At 68.6% G+C, this 25,420-nt stretch carries 19 protein-coding genes; 13 read left to right on the forward strand and 6 right to left on the reverse strand.

Going from position 1 to position 25,420, the window contains the following annotated elements; translation table 11 throughout:
* Positions 1-19: 19 nt before the first annotated feature.
* The 3 genes from ACQPXS_RS28420 to ACQPXS_RS28430 all read right to left on the reverse strand — a co-directional run bounded on the left by ACQPXS_RS28420 (position 20) and on the right by ACQPXS_RS28430 (position 1,652).
* Entirely contained in the window at positions 20-502 is a 483-nt protein-coding gene (locus ACQPXS_RS28420) for a succinate dehydrogenase hydrophobic membrane anchor subunit (RefSeq protein WP_351801938.1), read from the reverse strand.
* A gap of 5 nt (positions 503-507) precedes the next feature.
* Complete coding sequence (gene sdhC, locus ACQPXS_RS28425; RefSeq protein ID WP_076087831.1) at positions 508-888, reverse strand: succinate dehydrogenase, cytochrome b556 subunit; 381 nt, start codon at positions 886-888, stop codon at positions 508-510.
* Between the two features lie 191 nt (positions 889-1,079).
* On the reverse strand, positions 1,080-1,652 hold the full coding sequence (locus ACQPXS_RS28430; protein ID WP_433452067.1) for a 2-oxo-4-hydroxy-4-carboxy-5-ureidoimidazoline decarboxylase: 573 nt from the start codon (positions 1,650-1,652) through the stop codon (positions 1,080-1,082).
* A gap of 208 nt (positions 1,653-1,860) precedes the next feature.
* On the opposite strand from ACQPXS_RS28430, the gene ACQPXS_RS28435 reads away from it, so the two are divergent.
* From ACQPXS_RS28435 to ACQPXS_RS28445, 3 genes are all read left to right on the forward strand, one after another.
* On the forward strand, positions 1,861-3,459 hold the full coding sequence (locus ACQPXS_RS28435) for a beta-N-acetylhexosaminidase (RefSeq protein ID WP_433455980.1): 1,599 nt from the start codon (positions 1,861-1,863) through the stop codon (positions 3,457-3,459).
* Between the two features lie 101 nt (positions 3,460-3,560).
* The gene (locus tag ACQPXS_RS28440; RefSeq protein WP_433452068.1) at positions 3,561-4,115 is read left to right on the forward strand and encodes a hypothetical protein; all 555 of its coding nucleotides are present in this window, start codon (positions 3,561-3,563) and stop codon (positions 4,113-4,115) included.
* A 145-nt stretch (positions 4,116-4,260) separates the two neighbouring features.
* The gene (locus tag ACQPXS_RS28445; protein WP_433452069.1) at positions 4,261-4,647 is read left to right on the forward strand and encodes a hypothetical protein; all 387 of its coding nucleotides are present in this window, start codon (positions 4,261-4,263) and stop codon (positions 4,645-4,647) included.
* 42 nt (positions 4,648-4,689) lie between these two features.
* On the opposite strand, the gene ACQPXS_RS28450 is transcribed toward ACQPXS_RS28445, so the two are convergent.
* Together ACQPXS_RS28450 and ACQPXS_RS28455 are read right to left on the reverse strand one after the other, a co-directional pair.
* Entirely contained in the window at positions 4,690-7,389 is a 2,700-nt protein-coding gene (locus ACQPXS_RS28450) for an FG-GAP-like repeat-containing protein (RefSeq protein WP_433452070.1), read from the reverse strand.
* 82 nt (positions 7,390-7,471) lie between these two features.
* Positions 7,472-7,948 carry a hypothetical protein gene (locus ACQPXS_RS28455; protein WP_433452071.1) on the reverse strand — a complete coding sequence of 159 codons (477 nt, stop codon included), beginning with the start codon at positions 7,946-7,948 and terminating at the stop codon, positions 7,472-7,474.
* Positions 7,949-9,377: 1,429 nt separating this feature from the next.
* On the opposite strand from ACQPXS_RS28455, the gene ACQPXS_RS28460 reads away from it, so the two are divergent.
* The 10 genes from ACQPXS_RS28460 to ACQPXS_RS28505 all read left to right on the forward strand — a co-directional run bounded on the left by ACQPXS_RS28460 (position 9,378) and on the right by ACQPXS_RS28505 (position 24,856).
* Positions 9,378-17,099, forward strand: coding sequence for a DNRLRE domain-containing protein (locus tag ACQPXS_RS28460; RefSeq protein ID WP_433455982.1), 7,722 nt, complete (start codon positions 9,378-9,380; stop codon positions 17,097-17,099).
* A 93-nt stretch (positions 17,100-17,192) separates the two neighbouring features.
* Positions 17,193-17,915 (forward strand): Imm52 family immunity protein, encoded by a 723-nt coding sequence (locus ACQPXS_RS28465; protein WP_433452073.1) that lies wholly within the window; start codon positions 17,193-17,195, stop codon positions 17,913-17,915.
* A gap of 32 nt (positions 17,916-17,947) precedes the next feature.
* The gene (locus ACQPXS_RS28470) at positions 17,948-18,349 is read left to right on the forward strand and encodes a hypothetical protein (protein WP_433452074.1); all 402 of its coding nucleotides are present in this window, start codon (positions 17,948-17,950) and stop codon (positions 18,347-18,349) included.
* 417 nt (positions 18,350-18,766) lie between these two features.
* Complete coding sequence (locus ACQPXS_RS28475) at positions 18,767-19,459, forward strand: hypothetical protein (RefSeq protein ID WP_433452076.1); 693 nt, start codon at positions 18,767-18,769, stop codon at positions 19,457-19,459.
* 325 nt (positions 19,460-19,784) lie between these two features.
* Positions 19,785-20,639, forward strand: a complete 855-nt coding sequence (locus ACQPXS_RS28480; protein ID WP_433452077.1) for a hypothetical protein — start codon at positions 19,785-19,787, stop codon at positions 20,637-20,639.
* A 52-nt stretch (positions 20,640-20,691) separates the two neighbouring features.
* Positions 20,692-21,234, forward strand: a complete 543-nt coding sequence (locus tag ACQPXS_RS28485; RefSeq protein ID WP_433452078.1) for a hypothetical protein — start codon at positions 20,692-20,694, stop codon at positions 21,232-21,234.
* A 92-nt stretch (positions 21,235-21,326) separates the two neighbouring features.
* Positions 21,327-21,824, forward strand: coding sequence for a DUF1877 family protein (locus ACQPXS_RS28490; RefSeq protein ID WP_433452079.1), 498 nt, complete (start codon positions 21,327-21,329; stop codon positions 21,822-21,824).
* A 215-nt stretch (positions 21,825-22,039) separates the two neighbouring features.
* Complete coding sequence (locus tag ACQPXS_RS28495; protein WP_433455984.1) at positions 22,040-22,435, forward strand: hypothetical protein; 396 nt, start codon at positions 22,040-22,042, stop codon at positions 22,433-22,435.
* On the forward strand, positions 22,432-23,688 hold the full coding sequence (locus tag ACQPXS_RS28500; protein ID WP_433452081.1) for a DUF4241 domain-containing protein: 1,257 nt from the start codon (positions 22,432-22,434) through the stop codon (positions 23,686-23,688). The genes ACQPXS_RS28495 and ACQPXS_RS28500 overlap by 4 nt, the downstream gene beginning before the upstream one ends.
* A gap of 4 nt (positions 23,689-23,692) precedes the next feature.
* Positions 23,693-24,856, forward strand: a complete 1,164-nt coding sequence (locus tag ACQPXS_RS28505) for a hypothetical protein (RefSeq protein WP_433452082.1) — start codon at positions 23,693-23,695, stop codon at positions 24,854-24,856.
* Here the strand turns inward: ACQPXS_RS28505 and ACQPXS_RS28510 are convergent.
* Complete coding sequence (locus ACQPXS_RS28510) at positions 24,832-25,257, reverse strand: hypothetical protein (protein WP_433452084.1); 426 nt, start codon at positions 25,255-25,257, stop codon at positions 24,832-24,834. The genes ACQPXS_RS28505 and ACQPXS_RS28510 overlap by 25 nt on opposite strands.
* Positions 25,258-25,420 lie beyond the last annotated feature (163 nt).

The following is a 25,420-nucleotide window of genomic DNA, read 5'->3' on the forward strand; positions in this document are numbered from 1 at the left end:
GATTCTCGCAGCCCCGTGCCTAGCGGATGTTCGGGTCGAAGGTGAAGATCACCAGCGTGCCCAGCAGGATGGTCCACACCGTGGCGGTGTACAGCAGGGCCTTCAGCCACATGCGGGAGGCCGGACGCTCGGCGTAGTCGTTGATGACCGTGCGCAGGCCGTTGGCGCCGTGCAGCATCGCGAGCCACAGCATCAGCAGGTCCCAGACCTGCCACCAGGGGGAGGCCCAGCGGCCGGCCACGAAGGCGAAGCCGATCTTGGAGACGCCGCCGTCCAGCACGAGCTGGATCAGCAGGTGGCCGAGGACCAGGACGACGAGCACGATGCCGGACAGGCGCATGAACAGCCAGGCCGCCAGCTCGAAGTTGCCCCGGGTCGACTTGGGGGACTTCTTGGTGCGCTTGCGCGGCGCCTCGATCAGCGGGGCCGGGTTGTCGACGCCGTAGACGGGGGCACCCTCGACGGGGCCGACGCCGGACGCGGTGGTTTCAGTCGTGGACATCGGCGTCAGCTCCCAAAGAGAACGCGGGCGGCGTGGCCGAGGACCGGGTAGATCGCGCCGGCCATCAGGACGACCCAGACACCCATCACGGTCCAGAACATCTGCTTCTGGTAGCGCGGGCCCTTCGACCAGAAGTCGACGGCGATGACGCGCAGGCCGTTGAGCGCGTGGAAGAGGATGGCGGCGACGAGGCCGTACTCCAGCAGCGCGACGATCGGCGTCTTGTACGTGGCTACGACCTTGTCGTAGTCCTCGGGGGAGACACGCACGAGAGCGGTGTCCAGCACGTGAACGAACAGGAAGAAGAAAATGAGGACGCCGGTGACTCGGTGAGCCACCCAGGACCACATTCCTTCCCGGCCGCGGTACAGCGTTCCAGCCGGCACGGAAGAACCCTCCGGGAGCGGGGACTAGGGCCGCGCCGGCTTCACGGTCGGTCGGGCCCGGCCGGGTACGGTCCACCGGCCCTCTGCATCGTAGCGAGACGCTGCGCCGCGCTTTACGGGGGGCCTACCTTGTGTGATCAAATTGGCACCGGATGGGGGAGCGGACGCGGCTCCCGGGGTGGTGCGAGCCCCTATCTGCCGTGTGCGGGTGCGTTGTGGCCGGGCCCGCCCCGCGGCGGAGCCGCCGGGCGATGCGGCCTCGTGCCCCTCAGCAGGACCAGCAGCCGTTCCCTCGCCAGACGCCGCAGTTCGTCCGCCGCTGTCACCCGTTCCTCCTCGGGATCGTTCGTCAATCGTGATCGGATCGCTTCGAGGGTCCGGTCGAGGGATTCGTCCGGGTGGGTGTCACCCAGGTAGATGACGAACGCGTGTCCGAATCTCGCCTCGTAGGCGGCGTGCGCCGCGCTCAGGGCCATGTGGGCGGCCGAGTACGTGTCCTCGGGCAGGTCGGGAAGGGTTTCTCCCGCCAGGGCCTCCGACAGGTCGTGCGGTGACAGGTCGTAAGCCGCCTCGTCCGCCGCGGCCAGGAGGGAGTCCAGGTCGGGGTAGGGGCGGTGGTCCGCGACGCGGTGGGACCAGCGCAGGCTGTGCAGGCAGTGGAGCAGCAGCGCGCGTGCCTCGTCGGCGGGTGCCGCGTTGAAGGCGTCGAGGGGCTTGGGGAGATAGGGGTGGCGGTGGGCGGGCAGCGTGGGTCCTCGCGTCACATGTGGCGTGGCAGGGGATGCTGTGAAAGGTGTGTCGTCACGTTATCGAGATTGGTCACTGTGTGTCCGCGTGGTATCTGAAATTCACCCGGACGGGAGAGTTTCGGAGCGTCTCGATGACGGATGAAGGGCCGATCGGTCGTACGTTGGCACAGTGACCCAGCACAAGCGCCCTGCTTCGGCGCAGCAGGTGGTACGGAAGCGGGTGATGGTGGCCGCCGCGGTCGTCGGGACCGTCGCGCTCGGCACGGGTGTCGGCGTGTGGGCCTCCTCGGGCGGAGGCGGCGGGAGCCAGGAGGACGGTGCGCGGCAGTCGTCGTCCGGCCCGGGGGCCGGCAGCGGGACGGCCACACCCTCGGCGAGTCCGACGCCCCACCAGACCTATCCGATGTCCCAGGCGCCGCGCACGATCCCCGCGGTGCGCTCCCACACCCCGGCGCGCGGGCCCGGCTGGAAGCCGCAGAAGGCGGACCGGGTGGTGATCAGCGACGGGGAACTGGCCGACGAGGGCCGGCTGATCGCCGGGGAGCTCGGGCTGACCTACGCCGGGGAGAAGGACGACGTGCGGGCCGGGGACGTGCGGCTGGCGCTCGGCGGCGGGGACGGGAACCAGGAGTCGTACACCATGACCGTCCGTTCGGGGCGGGTCGACATCAGCGGGCCCGGCGAGGCCGGCGTCTTCTACGGCACCCGGACCCTCAAGCAGGAGGTCCACGGCGGTGGCACGGCCCCGGAGGGGGTCGTACGGGACGAGCCGGCCAAGCCGGTGCGCGGGTTCAACCTGGACATCGCGCGCAAGCCGTACTCCGAGTCCTGGATCGAGGACCGGATCCGGGAGCTGGGGGACCTCAAGTTCAACGAGCTGGGGCTGCACTTCTCCGACGACCAGGCGTTCCGGATCGAGTCCAGCACCCACCCCGAGATCGTCTCCAAGGACCATCTGACCAAGGCTCAGGTCAAGCGGATCGTGGACCTGGCGAACAGCCGGCACATCACCGTCGTGCCCGAGATCGACTCGCCGGGGCATCTGGGCGCCGTCCTCGCCGCCCACCCCGACCTCCAGCTGCGCAACGCGAGCGGCATCGCCACCAAGGGCGCGATCGACATCTCCAAGCCCGCCTCCGCGAAGCTCGTCGACGATCTGCTGAACGAGTACGCCGGGCTGTTCACCGGCGACCAGTGGCACCTCGGCGGCGACGAGTACCAGGCGCTGACCGTGAAGGATCCGCAGGCCTCCTACCCGCAGCTCGCGGCCGCCGCCCGGCAGAAGTACGGCTCCACCGGCACGGTCGCCGACCTCACCACCGGCTGGCTGAACGACCGCGCCGGCACCGTCCGCGCGCACGACAGGACCATGCGCGCCTGGAACGACGGCTTCTACCGCGGCACGTCGGTGCAGGCGGCCAAGGACCTGCAGGTCGCCTACTGGACCGGCAAGGAGATCAGTGCCCGGCAGCCCGTGGAGTACCTGAGCGCGGGCCGCAAGGTGATCAATTACAACGACGAGTTCCTCTACTACGTCCTCGGCCAGCCGCAGACCTTCGTCTATCCGACGGGACAGCGGATCTACGAGCAGTGGAACCCGCGGGTGCTGCGCGGCACGACGGCCGTACCGGCGAGATACGACGGCCAGATCCTCGGCGGGTCGTTCGCGGTGTGGGGCGACTTCCCGAACGCGCAGACCGAGGCCCAGATCGCGGCCGGCATCCGGATGCCGCTGCGGGCCACCGCCCAGAAGCTGTGGGACCCGGGCACGCCCGCGATGTCCTGGACCGACTTCCGGAACCTGGCGGACCGGCTGGGCTGACTTGGCCGAAAACCTCTGCTGTGACACTCCCGCGCCGTATCACGCAGTAAAGGGAAGTGCGGGCTCCGTAACGGTCGGCGCCCCGGCGAGGGAGACATTTCATGAGCCTGGTGGAACGGATCGCACAGGCCGACGAACGTGGACTGGCCGCCAGTGGGCTGGCTTGTTTGGATCGGTGCCTGCCCCTGCTCGGCGCCGACGACGACCTGCTGCGACCCCTGTGGGCGAGCCTTGCCGACGGCTCCGGCTGGGGCGCGAGCCTGGAGAAGGCGCGGGCGGCGCTCGGTGCCGGGCAGCCGGACGACGAGGCCGTGCTGCTCGTCCGGCGCATGCTGGACGCGGCCCCGGCCGAGCGCACCGCCGACGCGCTACGGCCCTGGGCCGACGCCTGCTCGGTCGCCTCCCTGCGCATCCACCGGCTGCTGGATCCGGCGGCGGACGGTACGTCGTCCGTCGAGGGGCTCGACGCCGGGCGGACGGGGGACACGGCGGATCTGCCCCCGCTGGTCGCGGCGGAGCAGCGGCGGCAGGCGGCGGTGCTGGACCTTCTGGCCGAGCACGGTCCGCACGGCCTGCGCCGTGCGCTCGACCTGTCGATCGAGGGGCGCCGGGTGCTGCGCGCGGTGGTGTCCCGGCGGGCGCGCAGCGGGGCCTGAGCGGCTCAAACCCCCCTGTATGCGCGAGTCCTGTGCGGGTGGTGCGGTGGACGTGGGTTAGTACTGCGACGGTTGCCGAAACGCTTCGAAACGCGGTGACGGTTGCCTCGTCCCGGTCGCTCTTCCTTATGTGACAGCCCAGTACGTGACAGCACATCAGGAGACCAGGCCGCACGCCGCGGCGAAGCCCGTGCGATGGGCCGCGGACACCGTTGCGACCATGCGCGAGGGCGCCCGGGTCTGGCTCGACTACTCGGCGCAGAGCCTGTGGCGGGTGGACCGGATGATCGAGGAGATCCGGCGCGAGGGGCCGCCGTACGCCGCCGTCGAGAGCGTGCTGCGCGGCTTCGGCGCCTACGCCGGTGAGGTGATCGTCCGGCAGAGCGGCGCCGAGTGGTGGGCGGCCGGCGGCGAGCACTGGGTGCGCACCCCCGACGGCCGGCTCTGGGACCCCATCGACGAGGCCCGGCGCGCGTACGACGGCAACGGCTCGCTGCGCCTGCTGTGCCGGGACGCGACCGGCTCCCGCTGACCGGCCGGGGCCCGCACGCGCGGCGGGTCCCGGCCGGGAGCGTCACGGCGTCAGGTTCGTGCCCAGGGCCGCGTCCGTCGGCGTGCCGAGGGCGGACTTGCTGAGCACCGCCGTCTGGGAGTAGCCGAGGCCCGTGCTGTTGCTCGGCAGGTACATCAGGATGCCGTCACCGCCGTCCTCGCCGCCCACGCCGAACGTCAGGTCGGCCCGCCCGTACCCGGACAGGTCGGTCAGCGACACCGCCGTACCGAACTGGTCGCCGCTCTCGGTGGAGCCGGGGACGCCCGAGGTGTCCTGCGAGACCGCGATCGCGCCGGTGCCGGTGATGCCGGTGGAGCCGCCCTTGAGCAGGATCGCCTGGCCGGCGTTGGTGCGGTTCACGCTGTCGCGCGTGATGTCCTCGTTGGGGACTCCGGTCAGCACGTCGGGGTAGCCGTCACCGTTGTAGTCGCCCGCGGAGACCGACCAGCCCATGGCGTCACCGTCCTCGGCGGCGCCCGGCACGCCGGTGGTGTCCTGGGTGATCGTCTTCATGCCGGTGGTGGTGAACCCGGTGGAGGAGCCGAGCAGCATCGTCACCTGGCCGCCCTTGTAGGCGCCGGACTCCGAGGTGTACGGCTGGCCGACGACGATGTCGTCGTAGCCGTCGGCGTTGAAGTCGGCCGAGGCGATGGACCGGCCGCCCTTGACGCTGAGCACGCCCGCCTTGGTCAGCCCGCTCGCCGAGCCCGCGAACCGGACCACCCGGGAAACACCGCCCGCGTCCCGGTAGTTGAGGGCGACATCGGTGTATCCGTCCCGGTTGAAGTCGCCGGTCGCGGCGTCCAGGTACGCCACCGCGCCGGTGGACGTGGTGAGCGTGCCGGAGGTGGTGGTGCCGCCGGTCAGCCGGACGTTCCAGTTGCCGCCCGCGCCCGTGCCGGCCGAGAACAGGTCCGCCTTGCCGTCGCCGTTGAAGTCGCCGACGGTGACGGTGGAGCCGAGCTTGGCGCCCGCCGCCGTGACACCCGAAGTGGTGTACGCGAAGCCGGAGTTGAGGACCGGCCCGTACAGCACGGTCACCGCGCCCCGGTCCGCGTTCCCGCTGGTGTCGTCCTCGCCGGGCGCGCCGATCGCGAGGTCCGCGTAGCCGTCGCCGTTGACGTCGCCCCAGGCGGTCGAGGCGCCGAAGTCGTCGCCGGTCTCGGTGGTGCCGGGGACGCCGGTGCTGTTCTGCGTGAGGGTGACCTTCGACGCCGTGACCGGCCCGTCGACGCCGCCCGGGACCACGGTCAGCGAGTTGGCCTTAGGAGTGCCCGCGACCAGGTCGCTGACGCCGTCCCGGTTGTAGTCCGAGGTGCGCAGGGCGTGCGAGACGCCCGGGGTCTTGGCCAGCGCGGCGATCAGGGAGAGCTTCTTGTACAGGTTGTCGCCGGGACAGGCCGTGGCGTTGGTGTCCCGGTGGCCGAAGACGCGCGGCAGCGTGATCTGCTGGCCCTGGTCGATCAGGTTGCCGTCCTGGCCTTTGGGGCTGCCCGAGGTCAGCGTCACCTTGCCGGTCGGGTCGATGCCGTACATCCCGAACTTCCAGGCGATGATCCGCGCGATCGCGTCGAGCGCCGCCCGGGACGGCTGCGCGGTCATGTAGTTGCCGATGTACGAGATGCCGACGGTGTTCGTGTTGAACCCGATGTCGTGCGCGCCGATCACCGGCAGATCCATGCCGCCGCTGCGGCCCTCGAAGATCTGGCCGCACCTGTCGACGACGAAGTTGTAGCCGATGTCGAAGAAGCCGCGGGCGAAGTGCTCCTGCTGGATGGAGCGCATCCGGGCCCGGGACTGGGCGCAGGACAGGGTGTTGTCGCTGTCCATGCCGGTGTGGTGGATGACCGCGGCCTTGATCTCGGTGCCGTACTCCGGCGTGCCGTTGTAGTCCGTGGACGCGCCCCACTCGGCCTGCGTGATGATCGGCGGCTTGGCGACCGTGGAGGGCCGGGGGGCCGGGACCGTGCTGGTGGGGGAGGGGGAGGCGGACGTCGACGCCGAGTCCGTCGGGGCCGGCGAGGTGGTCGCCGGGTCGGTCGGCGTCGGCGAGGTGGTCGCCGGGTCGGTCGCCGTCGGCGTCTGCGTCGGCGTGTCCGTCGGCGAGGGGGTCGCCGTGTCGGTCGCCGTCGGGTCGGTCGCCGTCGGCGTGACGTCCGCGGCGAACGCGGCCGGCTGCGGGCCGCCCGCCGGGTCGGTGCCCGGATCGAGCAGCTTGACGTCCATGCCGGCCGGCTGTCCGCCCGCCTCGGTGCCGTCGGCGTTCACCAGGCGCACCTGGACGCCGTCGGAGTCACCGGTCCACAGCGAGGCCGTACCGCCGCGGATCGCGTCGCCCCGGGCCCCTTCCGCGCCGTCGGCCTGGAAGGGGTCGTCCTGCAGCTTCTGCCAGGCCGACCACTTGCCGCTCTCCAGGTCCCGGGTACGCACCTCGGGCGTGCCCTTGCTCTTGGCGTCGGGGTCGTCCCAGGTCAGCAGGACCGCGCTGAACCGGTCCGTGTCCTTCTTGCCGAGGCTCTCGCGGCCCGAGCCCTTGCTCTCCAGCTTCAGCGTGTGGATCGACGCCTTGCGGCTCTGCCCCTTGCCGTCGGACTGCGCGCCCGGATCCGCGATCGCGTACGTGACGATGCCCGCACCGCTCAGGACGACCGCTCCGGTCGTCAGCCAGGCCCTTTGTTTCAGGCTGAGCGGTTTGTACGCACGGGTCCTGCGAGGACTCAACTACCCCACCCCTAGAAATGAACACGATGACACCACCTGTCACACAGGCGGCACTTGTAGAGCGCACAGAAAGGTCCGGACGTCACCCGGTCTTGGCGGGCGCCGGAGAGGCGAGCTCGGCCTGGCAGGTGGCGCGCCCGAACTTCCCGTACGCGGAGGCGGTCTGGACGTGCCTGCCGCGGACGGCGAGTGAGCAGCTGGCCCGCCCGCCCTTCGCGCCGAGCGTGATCGAGACCAGCGGCGGCCGCCCCAGCGGGACGTCCACGGTCTTCTTCCACGGCAGCGCGACCGCACGGTCGACGGTGACGGAACCGGCTTCACTGCGGCCCTGGTAGGCGATGTCGGCGGTGCCGTCGCCGGTCACCTCGTACGTCACGGCCGCGGTCGGGACATGCGGCTTGGCCGGCTTGTCCGCCGTGTCGAGCACGCCGTACAGCACGAGTCCGCCGCAGAGGGCGACCAGCGCCCCGGCGACGGTCAGGGAGCGCCAGTCCAGGCCGCCTTCGGATGGCTCCTTTTCCGAGGATTCCGTGGATTCCGTGGACTCCGTGGATGACATGGGTTCCGCTTTCGGCTCGGCAGCGTTTGCCGACACTCGCGCATGGAGTGCCGAGCCGGGGTTTATAGCGCACAGGAAAGCCACAGGCCAGCGAGCGGAAGAATCGGGCGAATCGACGCCGAGAAAACATGGCTCCGACCCAAGGTGAGGTCAAGTGTCCTTTTTGCGTTAGCAATTGACAGGGCATCACCGAGGTGATTAGAACGGCGCCCGCCACACAGGAAGAACACAGCGAGAACACGGTGAGGAGCGACTGAAAGCGCCAGTCGGGCGCGCTTCCGCGTGGCACGGCTCGACACAGTCTCCGGCCGGGATTCCCCGGTTCGGAAGTTCGGCGTGCCCGCATTCGCCCTGGCGCACGCGCGCGCAAGGGCGTCGGTGAAAACGCGGGTGCGCCACCAAAGAAAGGGCACTGGACGTGAAAGTCCGATATGGGAGATTGATCTCCTGCCTTGTCGTGTCGGCGGTGGCAAGTACCGCGCTGCCGCAGATCGCCTATGCCGTACCCGAGTCCGATTCCGGATCGGGCGGCCACGACAAGGGCATCGTCGACACCGTCAAGGGTTGGTTCACGGACGACGACCACCACCTCGACAAGCCGCCGTCCCATGACGAACTGGACGTGGCCGACCGGCAGAAGCTGCCGAAGGGCAAGAAAACCCCGAAGGCCCGGCGGGTCAAGGAGCTGAAGGGGCGGCGCACCTCGACCGCGCGGTTCTGGCAGTTGTCCGACGGCCGGGTGCAGGCGGAACTGTCGGCGGTCCCGACGTCGTACCGCTCGGGCTCCGGTAAGGAGGCGACCTGGAAGCCCATCGACACGGCCGTCCACGCGACGGACGCGAAGGGCTTCGACTACGCCAACACCACCAACGACGGCCGGAGTTGGTTCGGCTCGGACGCGGACCACCTGATCCGTTTCCGGTCACCGGACGGCCGCACGGTCACCCTCGGCCTTCAGGGCACGCACGGCGCGCTGAAGCCGGCCGTGAAGGGCTCGACGGTCACCTACAAGGACGCGGTCAACGGCGCGGACCTGGAGTACGGTGTCGGCCCCGGCCGAGTGAAGGAGAACATCACCCTCGCCGAACGGCCCACCGCCCCGTTGAAGTTCACCTTCACCCTCGACACCGACGGTCTGGTGCCGAGGGCCCGCAAGGACGGCTCGATCGCCCTGTACGGCGCGCTGCCGAACACGCCGGTGATGGTGATCCCGGCGCCGTTCATGACGGACGCGAAGAAGGCGGACAAGTCCGTCTTCGGCAAGACCTACAGCACGGCCGTACGGCAGCAGCTGACCCGGGACGGCAAGTCCTGGAAGCTGACCGTCACGCCCGACGCGAAGTGGCTGGCGTCGAAGGACCGTCAGTATCCGGTGGTGATCGATCCGACGATCACGATCGCGCCGTCGCCGACGGACTCGCAGGACGCGATGGTCCTGTCGGACCAGCCGACGACGAACTTCAACACCTCCTGGAAGCTGTCGGTCGGCCGCACGGCCACCGGCACGGCCCGCTCCCTGATCAAGTTCCCGCTGAGCGAGATCCCGTCGGGCACGAAGATCGACTCGGCGCGCCTGGAGATGTACTTCGACAACGCCCACGACGGCGGCGGCACGAAGGTGCCGGTCGAGGTGCACCGGATGACCAACCCCTGGGACGAGACGTCGGCGACCTGGAACAGCACCAGCGCGTACGTCGGTGAGCTGTCCGGCACCAGCTACACGGTGGACGACGGCGACGCGGGCACCACGGCGGCCACCGGCTCCTGGCCCGCGACGACGTCCTCGCTCGCGCAGTACGGCATCAACGGCGACTACCACTACAACAAGGACACGGTCGCCGGGGACACCTACACCTGGCAGCCGAACATCAAGGACGCGGGCACCTACCAGGTCGACGTCCACTACGTCGCCGCCACCGACCGCGCCATCAACGCCCCGTACACGGTGACGTCCAAGACCGGCTCCACCACCTACACGGTGAACCAGCAGTCCGGCACCAACGGTGTCTGGGCCCCGCTGGCGGGCGGCGCGCAGATCGACTTCGCGGCGGGTACGGCGGGCAAGGTCGTCCTCGGCGACGGCCCGGCCTCCGCGACCACGGCGGTGATCGCAGACGCGGTCCGCTTCACCAACCCGGCGGTGATCAACAAGGACATCGGCGAGTACAGCCAGTGGCACAAGTTCCCGGTGACCGACACCGTGCAGCAGTGGCTGGACGGCACCTCGGTCAACAACGGGTTCATCCTCAAGGCCGCCGACGAGTCGACGGCCGGCCCGATGGGCGGTCCGCGCTACGAGGCCGGCGACGGCGACTACGGCGGCGAGACGTCGACGATCCCGCGGCTGACGGTGACGTACGGCAAGGTCGGCACCACGCTGAACTCGCCCACCGTGGTCCACGGCACCGGCCCGGAGCTGAGCTGGAAGGCCTACTCGAACACCACCGGTGACCCGAACAACGACATCGTCGAGTACCAGCTGCACCGCTCCACGCAGCAGGCGTTCACCCCGTCCGCGGCCACGCTCGTGGCGCCGATCGACAAGTCGGCGACGGCGTACATCGACACCACCGCGACACCGACGCCGGACTCCTCCTCGGTGGAGATCGGCCGGTCGTACTACTACCAGCTCGCGGTGAAGACCAAGGACGGCCAGCTCCTCGGCTCCCCGACCCGCATCGTCGGCGTGCCCAAGGCGGGCCGCACGATGCGCCTGATCCAGGGCACCACGCCCGGCGTCACGGACACCACGCTGTCCTCCGCGACCCCGACCACCAACCTGGACACCGTCAGCCGGGACGGCGTGGGCCAGAAGTGGCTGAGCGTGGGCAACAACACGCCCACGAACTCCACCGAGAAGACCCGCGCGGTCATGAAGTTCCCGACCAGCGCGATCCCGACGACGGCGACGGTGCTGGAGTCCCGCCTGTTCATGTGGGGCGCGGAGACCACCACCAAGACCAACGGCGCGATCTACGAACTCCACGGCCTGAACAAGGACTTCACCGAGACCCAGGCCACCTGGAACAACGCCGCGACCGGCACGGCGTGGACGACGGCGGGCGGCGACTACTCGGGCACCGTCTCCGACACGGTCGCCGCGGTCTCCGACGTCGGCCGCCATTGGTGGGACGCGACCTCCCTCACCCAGGGCTGGACCCGCACCCCCACCTCCAACCACGGCGCCCTCATCAAGCTGAAGGACGAGACCGCCACGGGCCCGCAGGAACAGACCATGTTCCTGGCCTCGGAGACCGCCGACCAGCAGATCGGCCCGCTGCTGCGCGTGATCTACGTCGACTCCACGACGGACGACACGTACTACGCGCCGCAGACCCCGGCCCGTATGACGCCCAACTCCCAGTACACGGTGGACTTTACGGTCACCAACACCACGTCGACTGCGTGGGCGACGGGTGAGCGGGTCCTGTCGTACACCTGGCAGCTGCCCGACGGCACGGACGTGACGAACGGCGGCAACCAGCTCTCCACCGCCATCCCGGCCCTCTCGCCCGGCCAGTCGACGACGATCCAGGCCCAGGTCAAGACCCCGATCAACTCGGACTCGGGCAGCAAGCGCACCAAGTACGTGCTCGGCTGGGACGTCAAGAAGGTCTCGGATGGCAGCTGGCTGTCCGCCGGAACCGGGGGCATACCGCCGCTGAAGCAGAACGTGGCGGTGGAGGACCCGACGTCGAATGCGCTGGGCCTGGAGAAGTTCTACTCCTACACGGGTAAGAACACGGGCGCCGGTTCGACGGTGATGAACAACCTGGCCTCCGGCAACACGGTGTGGTCGTACAACGCGTTCAGCAACCCGGGCCGTGGTCTGACGACGTTCGCGCGGTTCGCGTACAACTCGCTGGACACCGACAACACCACCGGTGGCACGGGCGCGGGCTGGTCGGCGCAGCTGGGCGGGCCCATCCGGCTCGGCGCACAGCTGGACTTCCACCCGAACCCGGTGCAGAACGCCACGGAGATCCGCCTGCCGGACGGTGACGGCACCACCCACGTCTTCACCAAGCAGGCCGACGGCAGCTGGAAGGCCCCCGCGGGCGTCCACTACCGGATCACCATGAAGGCGGGCCTGGACTGCACCCCGGACAAGGACCCGGTCCCGGACGCCTGGACCCTGCTCCGCCCGGACGGCACCAGGTTCCTCTTCGGCTGCGACGGCTACCTGACGTCGGTCGTAGACAAGAACGGCAACACACAGACCTACACCTACGAGCAGCACAAGACCCAGGGCAAGGCGGCGAAGTTCCTCGCCTACGTCACCGACCCGGCGGGCCGGCAGACCCTGACGCTCGACTACTACAAGAAGGGCGACGCGTCGTACGACTACATCGACGGCACGGGCGCCAAGGTCACGGGCACGAACCTGACCGACCCGGACATCTACGACCACCTGAAGTCCGTCACGGACATCTCGGGCCGCAAGGTCTCCTTCTTCTACACGGTGCAGGGCCTGCTCGGGCGGTTCACCGACGGTGACGGCTCGTCCCAGCCGAAGAACTTCAAGTTCACCTACGACGCCACCCAGGGCAACAAGAACGTCAAGCTGGTGACGGCCACGGACCCGCGCGGCCACGACACCAAGCTGGCCTACTACGCGCCGCAGAACGGTGACGACCCGAAGTACCACTGGTGGACGAAGACGATCACCGACCGTCTGAACGGTGACACCGGCTTCGCCTACGCGGCCGACACCACAAACACCAAGTTCACCGACACCACGGTCACGGACGCCGAGACGCACGCCACGAAGTACGTGACGGACGACTACGGCCGCCCGGTCCAGACGACCAACGCCAAGTCCCAGACCACGAAGATGAGCTGGGACGCCGACAACAACGTCACCTACCTGGAGGAGGACAACGGCGCCAAGACCGCGTACTGCTACGACCAGAAGACGGGCTACCCGCTCTGGCAGCGCGACGCGGAGAACAACAAGTCGGGCGTGCCGGACCAGACGGCCACCTGCGTCACGGACTCCACCAAGTGGCCGGCGAACGTGGCGAAGTACGAGTACCAGACGCGCGCGGACGGCTTCTCGGCGGACTTGTTCCGCAAGACGTCGCCCGAGGGGCGGGCCTGGCAGTTCGGGTACGACTCGTTCGGCAACCTGAAGACGGTCACGGACCCCAAGGGCGTCGCGACCACGTCGGTGCCGGACGACTACACCACGAAGTACGAGTACGACGCCTACGGCGAGCTGACCAAGGCGACCGACGCCAACGGGAACCCGACGACGTACAGCGGCTTCGGGCCGACCGGGTATCCAACGACGATCACCGACGCGAAGAACAACTCGACGACGTACGTCTACGACGAGCGGGGCCAGGTCACCAAGGTGACCGACGCCTACCAGAAGGTCACCACGCAGACGTACGACACGTTCGGGCGCCCGCTGGTCAAGACGGAGCCGAAGGACCAGGATGCCGGTGTCCTGCTCACCACCCCGGCACCGGTATACGACGAGAACGACAACGTCACCAAGGCGACAACGCCCAACGGTGCGGTGTCGACGGCGGCGTACGACAACGCGGACCAGGTCGCCTCGGCGACGGCGCCGGCGAACAGCCAGACCGCACCGCGCACGACGACCTACACCTACGACAAGGTCGGCAACCTGAAGACGACGACGGAGCCCAAGGGCACGGCGACGACTTCGGACACGACCGACTACGTCACGACGAACTACTACGACGAGATCTACCAGGTCACCTCCGCGGTCAACGCGAAGGGCGACAAGCTCTCGTACGAGTACGACGACGTCGGCAACGTCACCAAGGTCATCGACCCGGTCAAGAACGCCACCGCCGACACGACCGACTACACGGCCAAGACCGACTACGACCTGGACCACCGGCCCACGGTCGTCACGGATGCGGCCGGCAAGACCACCAAGCGGGGCTACGACAAGGACTCACTGGTCACGTCGACCACGGACGCGGAGAACAACACCACGCTCATCACCCACGACGAGCGCGGCAAGACCAGTCAGGTCAAGGTCCCGCACGACGGCACGTCGACCATCACGTACCGCACGACGAAGTACGAGTACGACCAGGTCGGCAACACCACCAAGGTGCTCACGCCGCGGGCGACGGCGGCCGGTTCCACCGACGCCTTCACGGCCCGCACGTCGTACGACGAGCTGAACCGGCCGGTCAGGCAGTACCAGCCGTACGACCCGGCGGACTCCCGCTACAACGACCCGAACGTCTACACCGAGACGACGTACGACAAGGTGGGCCGGGTCGCCAAGACCTCCCTGCCGCCGTCGGACGGCGAGACGGTCCGCAACGACACCACCTACAGCTACTTCGACAACGGCTGGGTGAGGTCGTCCACGGACCCGTGGGACATCGCCACGACCTACGAGTACAACGAACTGGGCCAGCAGACCAAGCGGACCCTGACCTCGGCGGGCGGCTCCTCGGACCGCACGATGACGTGGTCGTACTACCCCGACGGCTCACTGAAGTCTCGTGCGGACGACGGTGTCCCAGTGGGCAAGTCGGTCGTCCTGGTGGACAACTCCGACACCCAGAACACCTCGAAGACCGGTACCTGGACCAAGGGAGACGTCACCGGCCAGCAGGGCTACAACCACGAGACCCACGCGGCCGGCACCGGCACGGACGCCTACACGTGGACGCTCAACATCCCCAAGGACGGCACGTACGCCGCGTACGTGAAGTTCCCCAAGGTGACGGGCGCCGCGACGACGGCCAAGTACACGGTGACGTACGACGGCGGCACGGTCGACAAGACGATCGACCAGAACGCCACCGCCAACCAGGGCACCTGGGTCTCACTGGGCTCCTTCGCCTTCAAGCAGGGCAACGCGGCGAAGCTGCAGCTGTTCCAGAACAGCGGCGGCACGGTCGTCGCGGACGGCGTGAAGCTCGTCCGTGACACCAGCGGCGACCCGGCCGACACGGAGAAGAAGAACTTCGCCTACTCCTACGACCTCAACGGCAACCTGACCCAGATCGACGACACCTCGTCGACCGCGAAGATCGACGCGTACACGATCGCCTACACGGGCCTCAACCAGGTCCAGAAGGTGAGCGAGTCGCTGGCCGGCGTGGAGAAGAAGGCCACGTCGTACACGTATGACGCGGATGGTCAGCAGGACACCGTCACGCATCCGGACCAGTTCTCCAAGTACACGTACGACCTGCGCGAGCTGGTGAAGACGGTCTCGGTCGGCAAGACCGCGACGGACGCCAACCCGAAGGTCACGTCGTACACGTACACCGACCGTGGCCAGAAGCTCCAGGAGACCAAGGCCAACGGCAACACGGTCGACTACACCTACTACTTGGACGCCGTGGTCAAGTCGACGACGGAGAAGAAGCCCAACGGCACCCTCGTCGACTCGCACGCCTACGCCTACGACCCCAACGGCAACAAGTCGCAGGACGTGGCGAAGAAGATGAACGCCGACAACCACGCGGCGTACCTCGACTCCACCACGGACTACACCTACGACCCGACCGACCGGCTCAAGCAGGCGGTGAAGACCGGCAACGGCGCCGGGACCGAGACGTACGTCCACGACGACAACGCCAATGTCATCAGCCAGACGGTCAAGAGCACCACGACAACGTTCGAGTACGACCGCAACCGTCTGCAGAGCGCCACTGTCGGTGGTGCCACCGCCAAGTACAACTACGACCCGTTCGGCCGTCAGGAGTCGGTGACGTCAGCGTCGGACGGGAAGGTCATCTCCCGGAATGTGTACGACGGCTTCGACCACGTCGTGGAGTCCCAGAAGATGGACGACACGGGTGCGATGAAGTCCACCACTTACACTTTCGACCCGTTCGACCGCACGGCCTCGAAGACCGCTGCAGGAAAGACCACGGACTTCGAGTATCTGGGCCTGTCCGACGAGGTCCTGGACGAGAAGGTCGCCGGCCAGCTCACCAAGTCCTACCAGTACAGCCCGTGGGGCGAACGCCTGTCGCAGGTCAAGCACAACAGCGACGGCACGACCGAGGACGGCTACTACGGCTACAACAGCCACACCGACGTCGAGACGCTGACCGACCGGAACGGCGACACCAAGGCGACGTACGGCTACACGGCCTACGGCTCCGACGACACGTCCGAGTTCACCGGCATCGACAAGCCTGACGCGGCCGACCCGACCAAGGAGGAGTACAACGCCTACCGCTACAACGCCAAGCGGTGGGACGCCCAGTCCGGCACGTACGACATGGGTTTCCGTGACTACAACCCGGGCCTGAACCGCTTCACCTCCCGGGACGTGTACACGGGCGCACTCGCCGACATGAACCTCGGCGCAGACCCCTACACCGGGAACCGGTACGCATTCACCGGCGGCAACCCCACCAGCCGCATCGAACTCGACGGCCACGGCTGGCTCGACGACGCGGCAGGGTGGGTCAGCGACAACGCGGGCACGCTGGTGGACGCCGCGGCCCACACCGCTGAGATCATCGCCGGGGCCGGGAACATCACCGGTGGCTTCTCCATGATCGCGAGCGGCGTCGGTGTCTGCATCGGCGGCGGCATCGAGACCGTCGGCGCCGCGTGCGTCGTCGGTGCCGGTGCCGTGATCGCTGGCGCGTCGCGGATCGCGGCCGGGTCGGCTCTGGTCGTCGACGGTGCCGTCGGACTGAACAACGACATCACCGCGCTGCGCAACTCCAGTGGTGACGGCGGCGGATCGGGCGTCAGTACCCGGACACCCTCGGGTGGCGAGGGCGGGCCAGGATCCTGGAAGCACGTCAATCGGGGCAACTCCGACGGCCTCTGGTCGCGCTACGAGCAGCAGGTCACCGGAGTCGACAACGGCTATGAGTACGAGGTCATCAACCCGGTGACCAAGCGGCCGGTGAAGTTCGACGGCTGGGACCAGAAGCTGAAGAAGCTCATCGAGGTGAAGTTCGGTTATTCCAACGGCAAGTGGATCGATGCCGACGGAAACCCGACCAAGCTGCTGACGGAAAAGTTCCTGGAACAGGGAACCCGGCAGACTCAGGCCGCGAACGGAAAGGCTGTCGAATGGGTCATGTCCAATGAGAAGGCGGCCACCGCCGCCCGCAAGATATTCGAGGAGAACGATCTGGACATCACTGTCCGGGTGGAACAGATGACGAACTGGTAGTGCCGGTTCGGGAATAGTGCATGGGTCGCATCGAGGCGCTTTTGCCCAGGTGCGGCCCATGTCCGCGTCTCGGGCAGGTGCTAGGCTTTCCGCATGGCTGATCAACTTATGATGCGCGGGTTCTGGGGGCCGAGGCAGGAAAGTGCTGAAGGTCTGAGTGAACGTCTTTCTGCATTCTGTGGACGATTGGGTGAATTGTTCCCCGGTGGGGCAAAGGAGTGGCTCGACGCGCAGGAGGTCGCGGCCCCGCTCGCGAGTCCGGACGGAGCCAGGGCCTTCGTTGAGCAGCGGTTCGCGAAACTGTCTGAAGGCGAAGCCGAGTTGGGAGTGGTGCTGGTCGCGTCCGCGGAGTACGCGGACGGGACGAAGCTGACGTTCAATGCGAGCGCTGGAGGTTTCAGCGAGCTGCGGACGCTCAAGAACAATGTCGTCCTCAAGGTCGACCTGCCTTCCGGTGCTTCGACGCAGGATCGTGTTCTGATCGCTCGCGAGTGCTTCGGCGTCCTACTGCGGGAGTGGGAGCCCGACTGGGCCGATGTCACGTCGCACGAGTTGTGGGACGCGATCCGTGGCACAGTGCAGGTCAAGAGCAGGGCGCCGCGTGCCGGATTCGTGACGTATCTGTCTTCCGGCCGTAAGGTGGGCGTGCCCTCCGGCATCGCGGCGCAATCTGTGGAGACGTCCGACGGAGGCATCCTCATCGGGAGTGTCACGGACAAGGAATTCCTCACCCCGGCACAGGTCGCCGATATCGACAACGCCCTGCGACCCACGTCGGCATTCGAACCCGTCCCCACGGACCGGAGCCGCCTGTGATGAGATTCGGCAGCGGCAGGAAGCGTTCATCGATGAAATTCAACCTGAAGTACCCGCCCATCGCAGAGAACGGGCCCAGGTTCGCGTCCGACATCGTCGTGGCTGCGCGGGACATCTCCGGGGTCGAGCTCGACTACACGGTGCAGAGCCTTGTGGCGGCCGACGAGTTGATCGACAGCATCCGGAGCGAGGGCGCGCCGATAGAGGCCATCGGCGGGACGCTCTTCGGTTTCGGTGCGTACCTGGGGCAGGTGATGGTCGGCCATGGGGGTATGCGCTGGGTCAATTTCGACGCCGAAGCGCGCGGGAAGTTCGGTCACGCCTTCGGCGTGGCGGAATCCGACGGCGCCTTGTGGAATCCGTTGGCGAAGGCGTTCGACCGCTTTGCCGGTGCCGACTCACTGCACCACTTCTACCGCGTCGCCTGTGGGTAGCGCCGGCGGTCTTACGCGTCGCCCAGACGTACGAGCTGCGAAAAGCGGTTGCGCAGCCGAGGACATCGAGTGGTGACCATCGATCCTCGAATCGCAATGACCTGCGGGGGGGGCTTCGCCATGACGGTTGAGGCGCGCAATCCGGCGGCGTTTCCGGGCCGACGAGGACGACGGGAAATTCGGCGCACTGCTGTGCGCGGGGCGTGGGCCCTGTGCCGATTGGGGGTGACATGCGGAATCATGACGCCAGGGCGCATGTTCCTCTTGGGTGATAACCGCGAAAACTCAATGGACTGAGTGCGTTGTGGTCAACCGAGTGGTGTTCGGGGCAACCGCCATGGGGATCATTCTGTCATTGACGGCAAGATTTTGCGGGAGCGGTACTTCTTCAAGAGCGGCCCCTATTTCGACCCGCCCGTGGAGGTCACCGTCACTGAGGGCCGGCTCTTCCTCCTCGCAGACCACCGGGAGGTCGCCGCCGACTCACGCGCCCACCTCTCTGAGAACAGCGGAACCGTCGCCCAGTCTGCCGTTGTCGGGTATGGCGGTGGACAACGCGAGTGTGCCCTCCCGCGATCGTCTGTGGATGTGGGTGGGCGCGGCGACGGCCTTCGGATCCTCGGATTCACATCTTGGAGTCTCATGCTTGACATCACCTTTGTTCCGGACTCCATGCGGGAGCTCACTGGCAAGCAACTCGCCAAGTTGGCGCGGGCAAGTGAGATGGATTTGCGGTACGAGTACTTCAAAATGGAAGTGTCCATCACCACTGACGAGTTCGGAAGCGATCCATTCCCTGGGGCGCCGGCCCTCGATTTCGTGTTCTGTGTGCTTCTCGCGGCCGGTGATATTCGGCAGGGTAATCCTGGGCGCATCAGCTTCACGGAGAACGATCTGCTGATTCATCTCACCCGCGACGGCGAAACGGTGACCGTGACGAGGTCCTGGGATTCCGTGCCCGGGCACTGCACAGTCACGGATTTCTTCGCTGTCGCCTCCAGATTCTCCAGGGAGGTTCTGGAATTCATTGTGCGGCGCTATCCGGCCTTCCAGATGAATCCGGCCCGTGGGAAGCTGGTCGGCATGGTGGGAGAGTTGAAGGCGTCGTAGACGTACCGGCGACTGGAGGCGATCGTCTCTCGGCGGGGTCGTACACCGGCGCGGTCGCCGGACAGCGGAGGCACCGAGCCGGCTGAACCACGTGCCGTCGTGGCGCTGTCCCCCGACGCTGGGCGATCGGCTGCCGCGGTCGTCTCCCACCTGGCGGCCGGTGACCGTACTGTTCGCCCCGCTTCATCCGGGCGCTCGCCGTCCTCTCCCTACCTGTTGTATAACCGGGCACCCATTGAACTCATCTGCCCCGCTGAAGGGTTGTGACGTGCTGTCCGGAACCGCAATACGTGCGTGTCCGAGTGGGCGCCGTGCCGTCGGGGCCGTGCTGGTCCTCGCTGCCGTGGCCGTGTCGTCCGGATGCTCGACGCACGACGGAGGGCGAAAGCCGGCGGGCAGGCATGCCCCCTCGAAGACCGCGCGGGCCGAACCGGCTCAGAAGGGCGAGCGGAAGCCGGAGCCGAAGACCGCCGCGCAGTTCGTCGCCCGCGCCCGGCAGGCCGTGCGGGCCGAGAAGGGCTGGACGTTCGCCCTGCGCGGCAGCGAGTCCGCCGTCATGCAGGGGCAGGCGCCGTCCAGCGCGACGTACGCCGCGACCGTGCACCGGACCACCGCCCCGGTCGCGGTCCAGCAGACCGGAACCGTCACCACCAGCAAGGGCGAGCGCAAGCCCGAGGCGGTGTACGTCGTCGGCGGCACCGGTTACGTCAAGGAGGGCGCCGACGGGTGGAAGCAGGGGCCGCTCTCCGACCCCGACATCGCCAACGAGGTCGAGGACCCCTTGGCCGAGCTGGACGCGTTCGCGGGGTACGCCAAGAGTGCGACGGTGAACCGTACGGCGGTGGGCGTGCGGCTTCGGGTCAGCGCGTCCGGATGGCAGTTGTCCGCCGCCCGGAACCGTCCTGCGCTCAAGCGAGCCGTCCGCGAAGTGGAGCCCACGCTGGCTCAGTTGCGCAAGGCGGGGGTGACGGCGACCGACAGCCAGATCACGCTCAAGGGTCTCAGCGAGACGTGGGACCTGGGCGACGGGGCGCAGGGTTACCGGGTTGCGTCCCACCGGTACGCGTTCACCTTCCTGGTGCCTTTCCACGGCGGAGACATCACGGTGAGCCAGGAGGTACGGGCCGACAACCGCGGCGTGTTCGACGGGCAGGTGGCCTTGCCGTCGGGCGTGGGGTGACCGGTGCCCGCCCGTTACCCGTAGTCGAAAGCAGCCCGGATCGGCGGACGACATGCTGAGAATCGAAGAGCTGGAGGCCGCGCTTCCGGCGATGACACGGTGGCGTGTGCCTGGTGGACGCAACGTGCATTGGGCCGCTCTTGAGGCGGGTCTCGGGACGGCGTTGCCCTCGGACTTCCACTCTCTGGCGCAGGCGTATCCGGTCCTGGTCGTCGACGACTTCCTGACGGTGTACGTTCCCCGGCCCGGCGCCGAGATGTCGTGGGCGTCCGGGGCCAGGGAGGACGAGATCCTTCAGGACCTGTACGAGATGGGTGACACCGAGGACTACGTTCCCTACCCGCAGCCGGGAGGCCTGATCTCCTGGGCGGAGTCCAACTCGGGGGACGTCTTCTACTGGAAGACGGGCCCCGCGGACCCGGACGCATGGCCGGTGGTCGTCCGTACGGCCAACGCCGACTGGATCGAGTTCCCGGTCGGTGCCGTCGAGTTCCTGGCCGGCGTGTACGGGCGCACTCTCGACCTGCCGGGCATGCCCAGGGACTTCCCCGGCGAGTCCCCGCAGGTGCTCGGCCTGAGCGACCGCATCGACTGAGCGGCAACTGATCGCGTGCGCTGTCAGTGCCGTCGAATAGGTTCCGTCCCTCCGGCCCGACAGATGGGCCGCCGAACCAGAGGAACGTCGCCGTGAGCCTTCACATGCACCTCCGCGCCGTCGCGGAGTCCGAGATCCGGGACGACCACACCTGGCTCGCGGCGTTCATGGCCGCGGCCTGGGAAAACCACCCCGACGAGTACGCAGCGGGTACCGCCGGCTCGATCGACAAGGTCTGGAGTTCCGTCAACGAGCTCTACGCCGCAGCCGGTGTCCTCGAAGCGGACGCCGAGGAGCCCTGGACGCTGCCGATCTACGGCGGCCGCCCCGTGGCGCACAGCGCCGACGCCGATCCCGCCGACCCGCCCCTGATGATCCTGGAGCCGCTCGGGGTGTCACAGGCTGCGGACTTCCTCGCGCGTGTCTCCTTCGACGAGCTGTGGAGCGTCGCCGGCGCCAAGCTCCGTGGCTGGGGAAGCGACGATGCACAGGCCAGGCAGGAGTTCCTCGGCCATCACAGGGACCTCCGGGGGTTCTACGGGCGGGCGGCGGCAGCAGGCCACGCCGTGGTCAAGGCGGTCTGGGCCTGAGAGGGCCTGGCGCTGCTGGACGCACAGCTTCCGGAAGGGTTGTACGCGCCTCGCGAGCTTTTTGTGTGGCGCATGACACGCATGTGCACCTGTGATGTTCAAGGCTCGGTATCCGCTTGATCAAGAGGGGGAATGCGTTCGTGTGTTCTCCCGTCGATCAGAGGGGGAGCGGAACCGTGGCTGAGGTGGACGAACGGGTGCCGTGCGCGGTCGGGATGAGGTCCTACGCAGCGGGTTTCCTCGCACGCGTGACCACCCGCAACCGGCTGCCGCTGGACTACTCCGAGCGCAGTCTGCGGGTCGTCGACTTCCTCATCGACGGGCTCCGCAAGGGCGGTGCCGACCGGGAAGGTGCCCGGAACGCTCTGCTCGGCCTCGGGGCGTACGTCGGTGAGGTGCTCGTGCGCCGCGCGGGGGCGGTGTGGGTGGACTTCGACGCGGACCAGCGCAGCTACTTCGGGCAGCCGGTCGGTGTGCGCATGCCGGACGGGCGGGTCTGGAACCCCCTCGGCAAGGTCGTCAACCGCTTCGAGGTGGGCGGTCCCGAGGAGTCCCTGCAGACCTTCTACCTGACCCTGCACGGACGGGCGCGGAGGGCCGCGGCCCGATGACCGGCCGGCAGATCATCGACGTCGCGTACGGCGAGGGGTGGGACTCCGGGCGCCGAGCCGTGCTCGGCCCGATCGACGCCTCGGTGGCGGCGGCGCGGGATGCCGCGGGGCTGCCCTACGCGGTGGTTCTCCGGCAGGCGAGCGCCCAGGGCCTGATCGTCGCGCATGTGGCCTGGGAGAGCCACTACCTCGGGCTGTGGGCGTACGACGCCCAAGGGCGCCGGTTCCTCGAGATGGACCTGCGGCGGCTGGACAAGGATCGACTCTTCCTCCTTCACCAGCGCGGCTGGGCCTATGCGGCGGAGGGGATGCCTGAGTTCGCGTCGGACGCCGGACGGGTGACGACCGAGCTTCGGCCGGACGGGCGCGGTACCCGGATCGTCGAACCCAAGGGCGACAAGGGCGGCTCCCTGCGCACGATCGCAGAAGTGCCTGAGGAGCGGCGCTGGTTCCCCGTGCCCGCCTTCGGGCAGTGGCAGGGACTGCTCGCCATGCTGGACTTCCCGGACGCCGGCGGCTGGGAACTGCGCGAGGTCACGGAGACGCCGGAGGGCGAGCCCGCCGAACCCAACTGGTCGGCACCGCGCGGGATGCGACCTCGGCACCTGGACGAACTGTTCACCGCGGGCACCCGTTTCACCACCGACGAGGTGTACACCGTCTGGGACCCCGTCGAGGCCGGGAAGCTGCACCTGCCCAGCGGACGGCTGGTGGCGCGCGACCCCACGTACGGATCCTGCGCCGAGGACGCCGGGTTCACCGTGTCGGTAGCGCCAGGGAGTTACCCGGTGCAGCTGGCCTCCGCCGGGTACACGGCCGAGTTCGGCGGCCGGACGCTCATCATCGACGAGTACACCGCGGTCCGTGTCCTGATCTCCGGGCGGCCGACGGTGAGCTGGGAGCCGGCGCTGCTCGACGGACAGGACGAACGCCTGCTGCGGGACGGGGAGTTCTACGGCTTCGGCGTGGACTCCGGCACCTGCTCCTTCGCCGACGCGAACATGGCCGAGGAACTGGCCGGGCGGTTCCGAGACGGCCCGGTGGCAGGCGTACGGCAGGACGGTGACACCGGCATCTCGATCGTCGACGACCCGGCCACCGGCACCAACCTGATCGCCTGCCCCAGCGGGCGAGGAGACGGCTCCTACCCCGTGTGGATCGGCCGGGACGCGGCCGAGCAGATCACGTGTTTCGTGGCGGACATGCTCGTCCTGCACGGGGCGACGCCTGCCGGCTCCACGCGGACTTCCTGATCCCGTGAACGCGTTCGTCGACGCCCTGGTGGTCCTCTCCGTCGTCGTCGGCCTGGCGCTCGCCCCGCGCGCGGCGGCCCGCCGCCCGGGCCCGTCCGGCGGGCGCACGGCCCGACCCGCACTGTCGCCACTCGCCGTGCTGGCGGTGGTGACCGGGTTGGTCTACGTCAACCAGGTGCTGTTCACCGTGTACGTGCTGCGGGTGCACGGCGGTGATCCCTCGTTCGTCGCGCGGTACCTGCCCGAGGGGTGGTTCGACCTCGCCTCCGGAAGCGCCGTGCTGTGCGGGCTCGCCGACGGCTTCCCCACGCCCGGGCTTCTCGCCCCGTCGGTCCTCAGGGTCCAGGCGTTCCTCGAACTGCCCTTCGTGCTGTCGGCGTTCGCGACCGTCGTGCGGTGGCTCGACGCCGGCCTCTACCGGGGAATCGCCCGGTCGGCCCTGCTGCCGCTGGCCTCCCTGTCGTACACCGCCGTGTTCTGTCTGGTGGAGTGGGGTCTGCGCAATCCGTACACGGTCGATGACATCGTCGTACGCGGGGTCTCGGCCGTGCTGACTCCCTGCCTTCTCCGGTGGCTCGCGGCACGGGACACGGGGGCGTCCCGCACGCCCGCCTCCGTGCCCGGACTGCTCGTGTTCATCGGGTCGCTCGGTGCCCTGGGCGCGCTCGTCCTCGTCGTCTACGACACCGCTCTCCTCTACAACCTGGGGCGAGTGGCCGAGCGGCTGCCGGTGGCCGCGGTGGCCGTCGTCGCGCTCGCGGGTCTGCGCCGTGCCGCCGCCCGCCTGCCGGACCCGGTCGCCCCCGGACCCACCCTCACCTTCGCGCTGCACGCCCTGCGCCACTGGCTCGCGCTGTTCTTCCTGCCCGCCCTCGCCATCCGGTACGGCGTCATGTTCGGGACGCCTCAGCTGGCCGCGGCGGCCGGTGTCGCGGTGGCGGTGGCCGCCACCGTCCTCGCCTGGCGGGAGGCGGCGCCCGACGCGAAGCGGCTCGGGCTCGCCGTTCTCGCCGCTGCATGCGCCGCCCGCGCCGCGACCTGGGCGACCCCCGCGTCGTACTACGAGGTGACCCTCCTCGCGGCGATGGCCGCGTTCCTCGTCACGGGGGTCGTCGTCGGCGGGCTCGTCGACGCGCTGTCACGTCAGTCCGCCGTGACCCCCCAGTAGCCGATGTGGGTCGGCACACCGTCCGTGTAGAGCACCGTGCATCGGCCCTGTGCCCGGCCCGGGAGGTCCAGCCGCTCGGAGTCCAGGGCCTCGTCCCAGTCGGAGTACGTGGGGCGGCCGTCCGGGGCGAAGGCGCGGATCTCGGCCTCCGCCAGCGGACGCATGTAGGGGCCGTCGTCGGGGTCCGTGGCGTCGATCACGAGGGGGAAGTCCAGGACCGTGCCGGTGCCGCCGGTGAAGACGTACTCCTGCCAGGCCGGGTCCCGCCACAGTTCCTCGACCGTCCGGCCCTCGCCGAAGCCGTTGTCGTCCCTGGCCAGTTCCTCCGCCTGGGCCTGACGGAAGGCCGCCGCCAGGTCCCGTTGGTACGGGCCGGTGTCCGCCCAGCAGTTGCCGCCCATGTCGATCCCCTCGGGTCCTTCGGCCGGTGCGGGAGCAGCGTAGGAGGCGGCACTGACAGTCGCGCGAACCGTCGGCTCGCGAATGGTCCGCTTTGTCCGGTCGCTCGCCGTGGCTTTCCCAACTGCTGTATAACCAGCGCTCGTTCCGGCCCGCCGCTTCCGG

The organism is Streptomyces sp. CA-142005 (genome assembly GCF_050942335.1).
Taxonomy (GTDB): domain Bacteria; phylum Actinomycetota; class Actinomycetes; order Streptomycetales; family Streptomycetaceae; genus Streptomyces.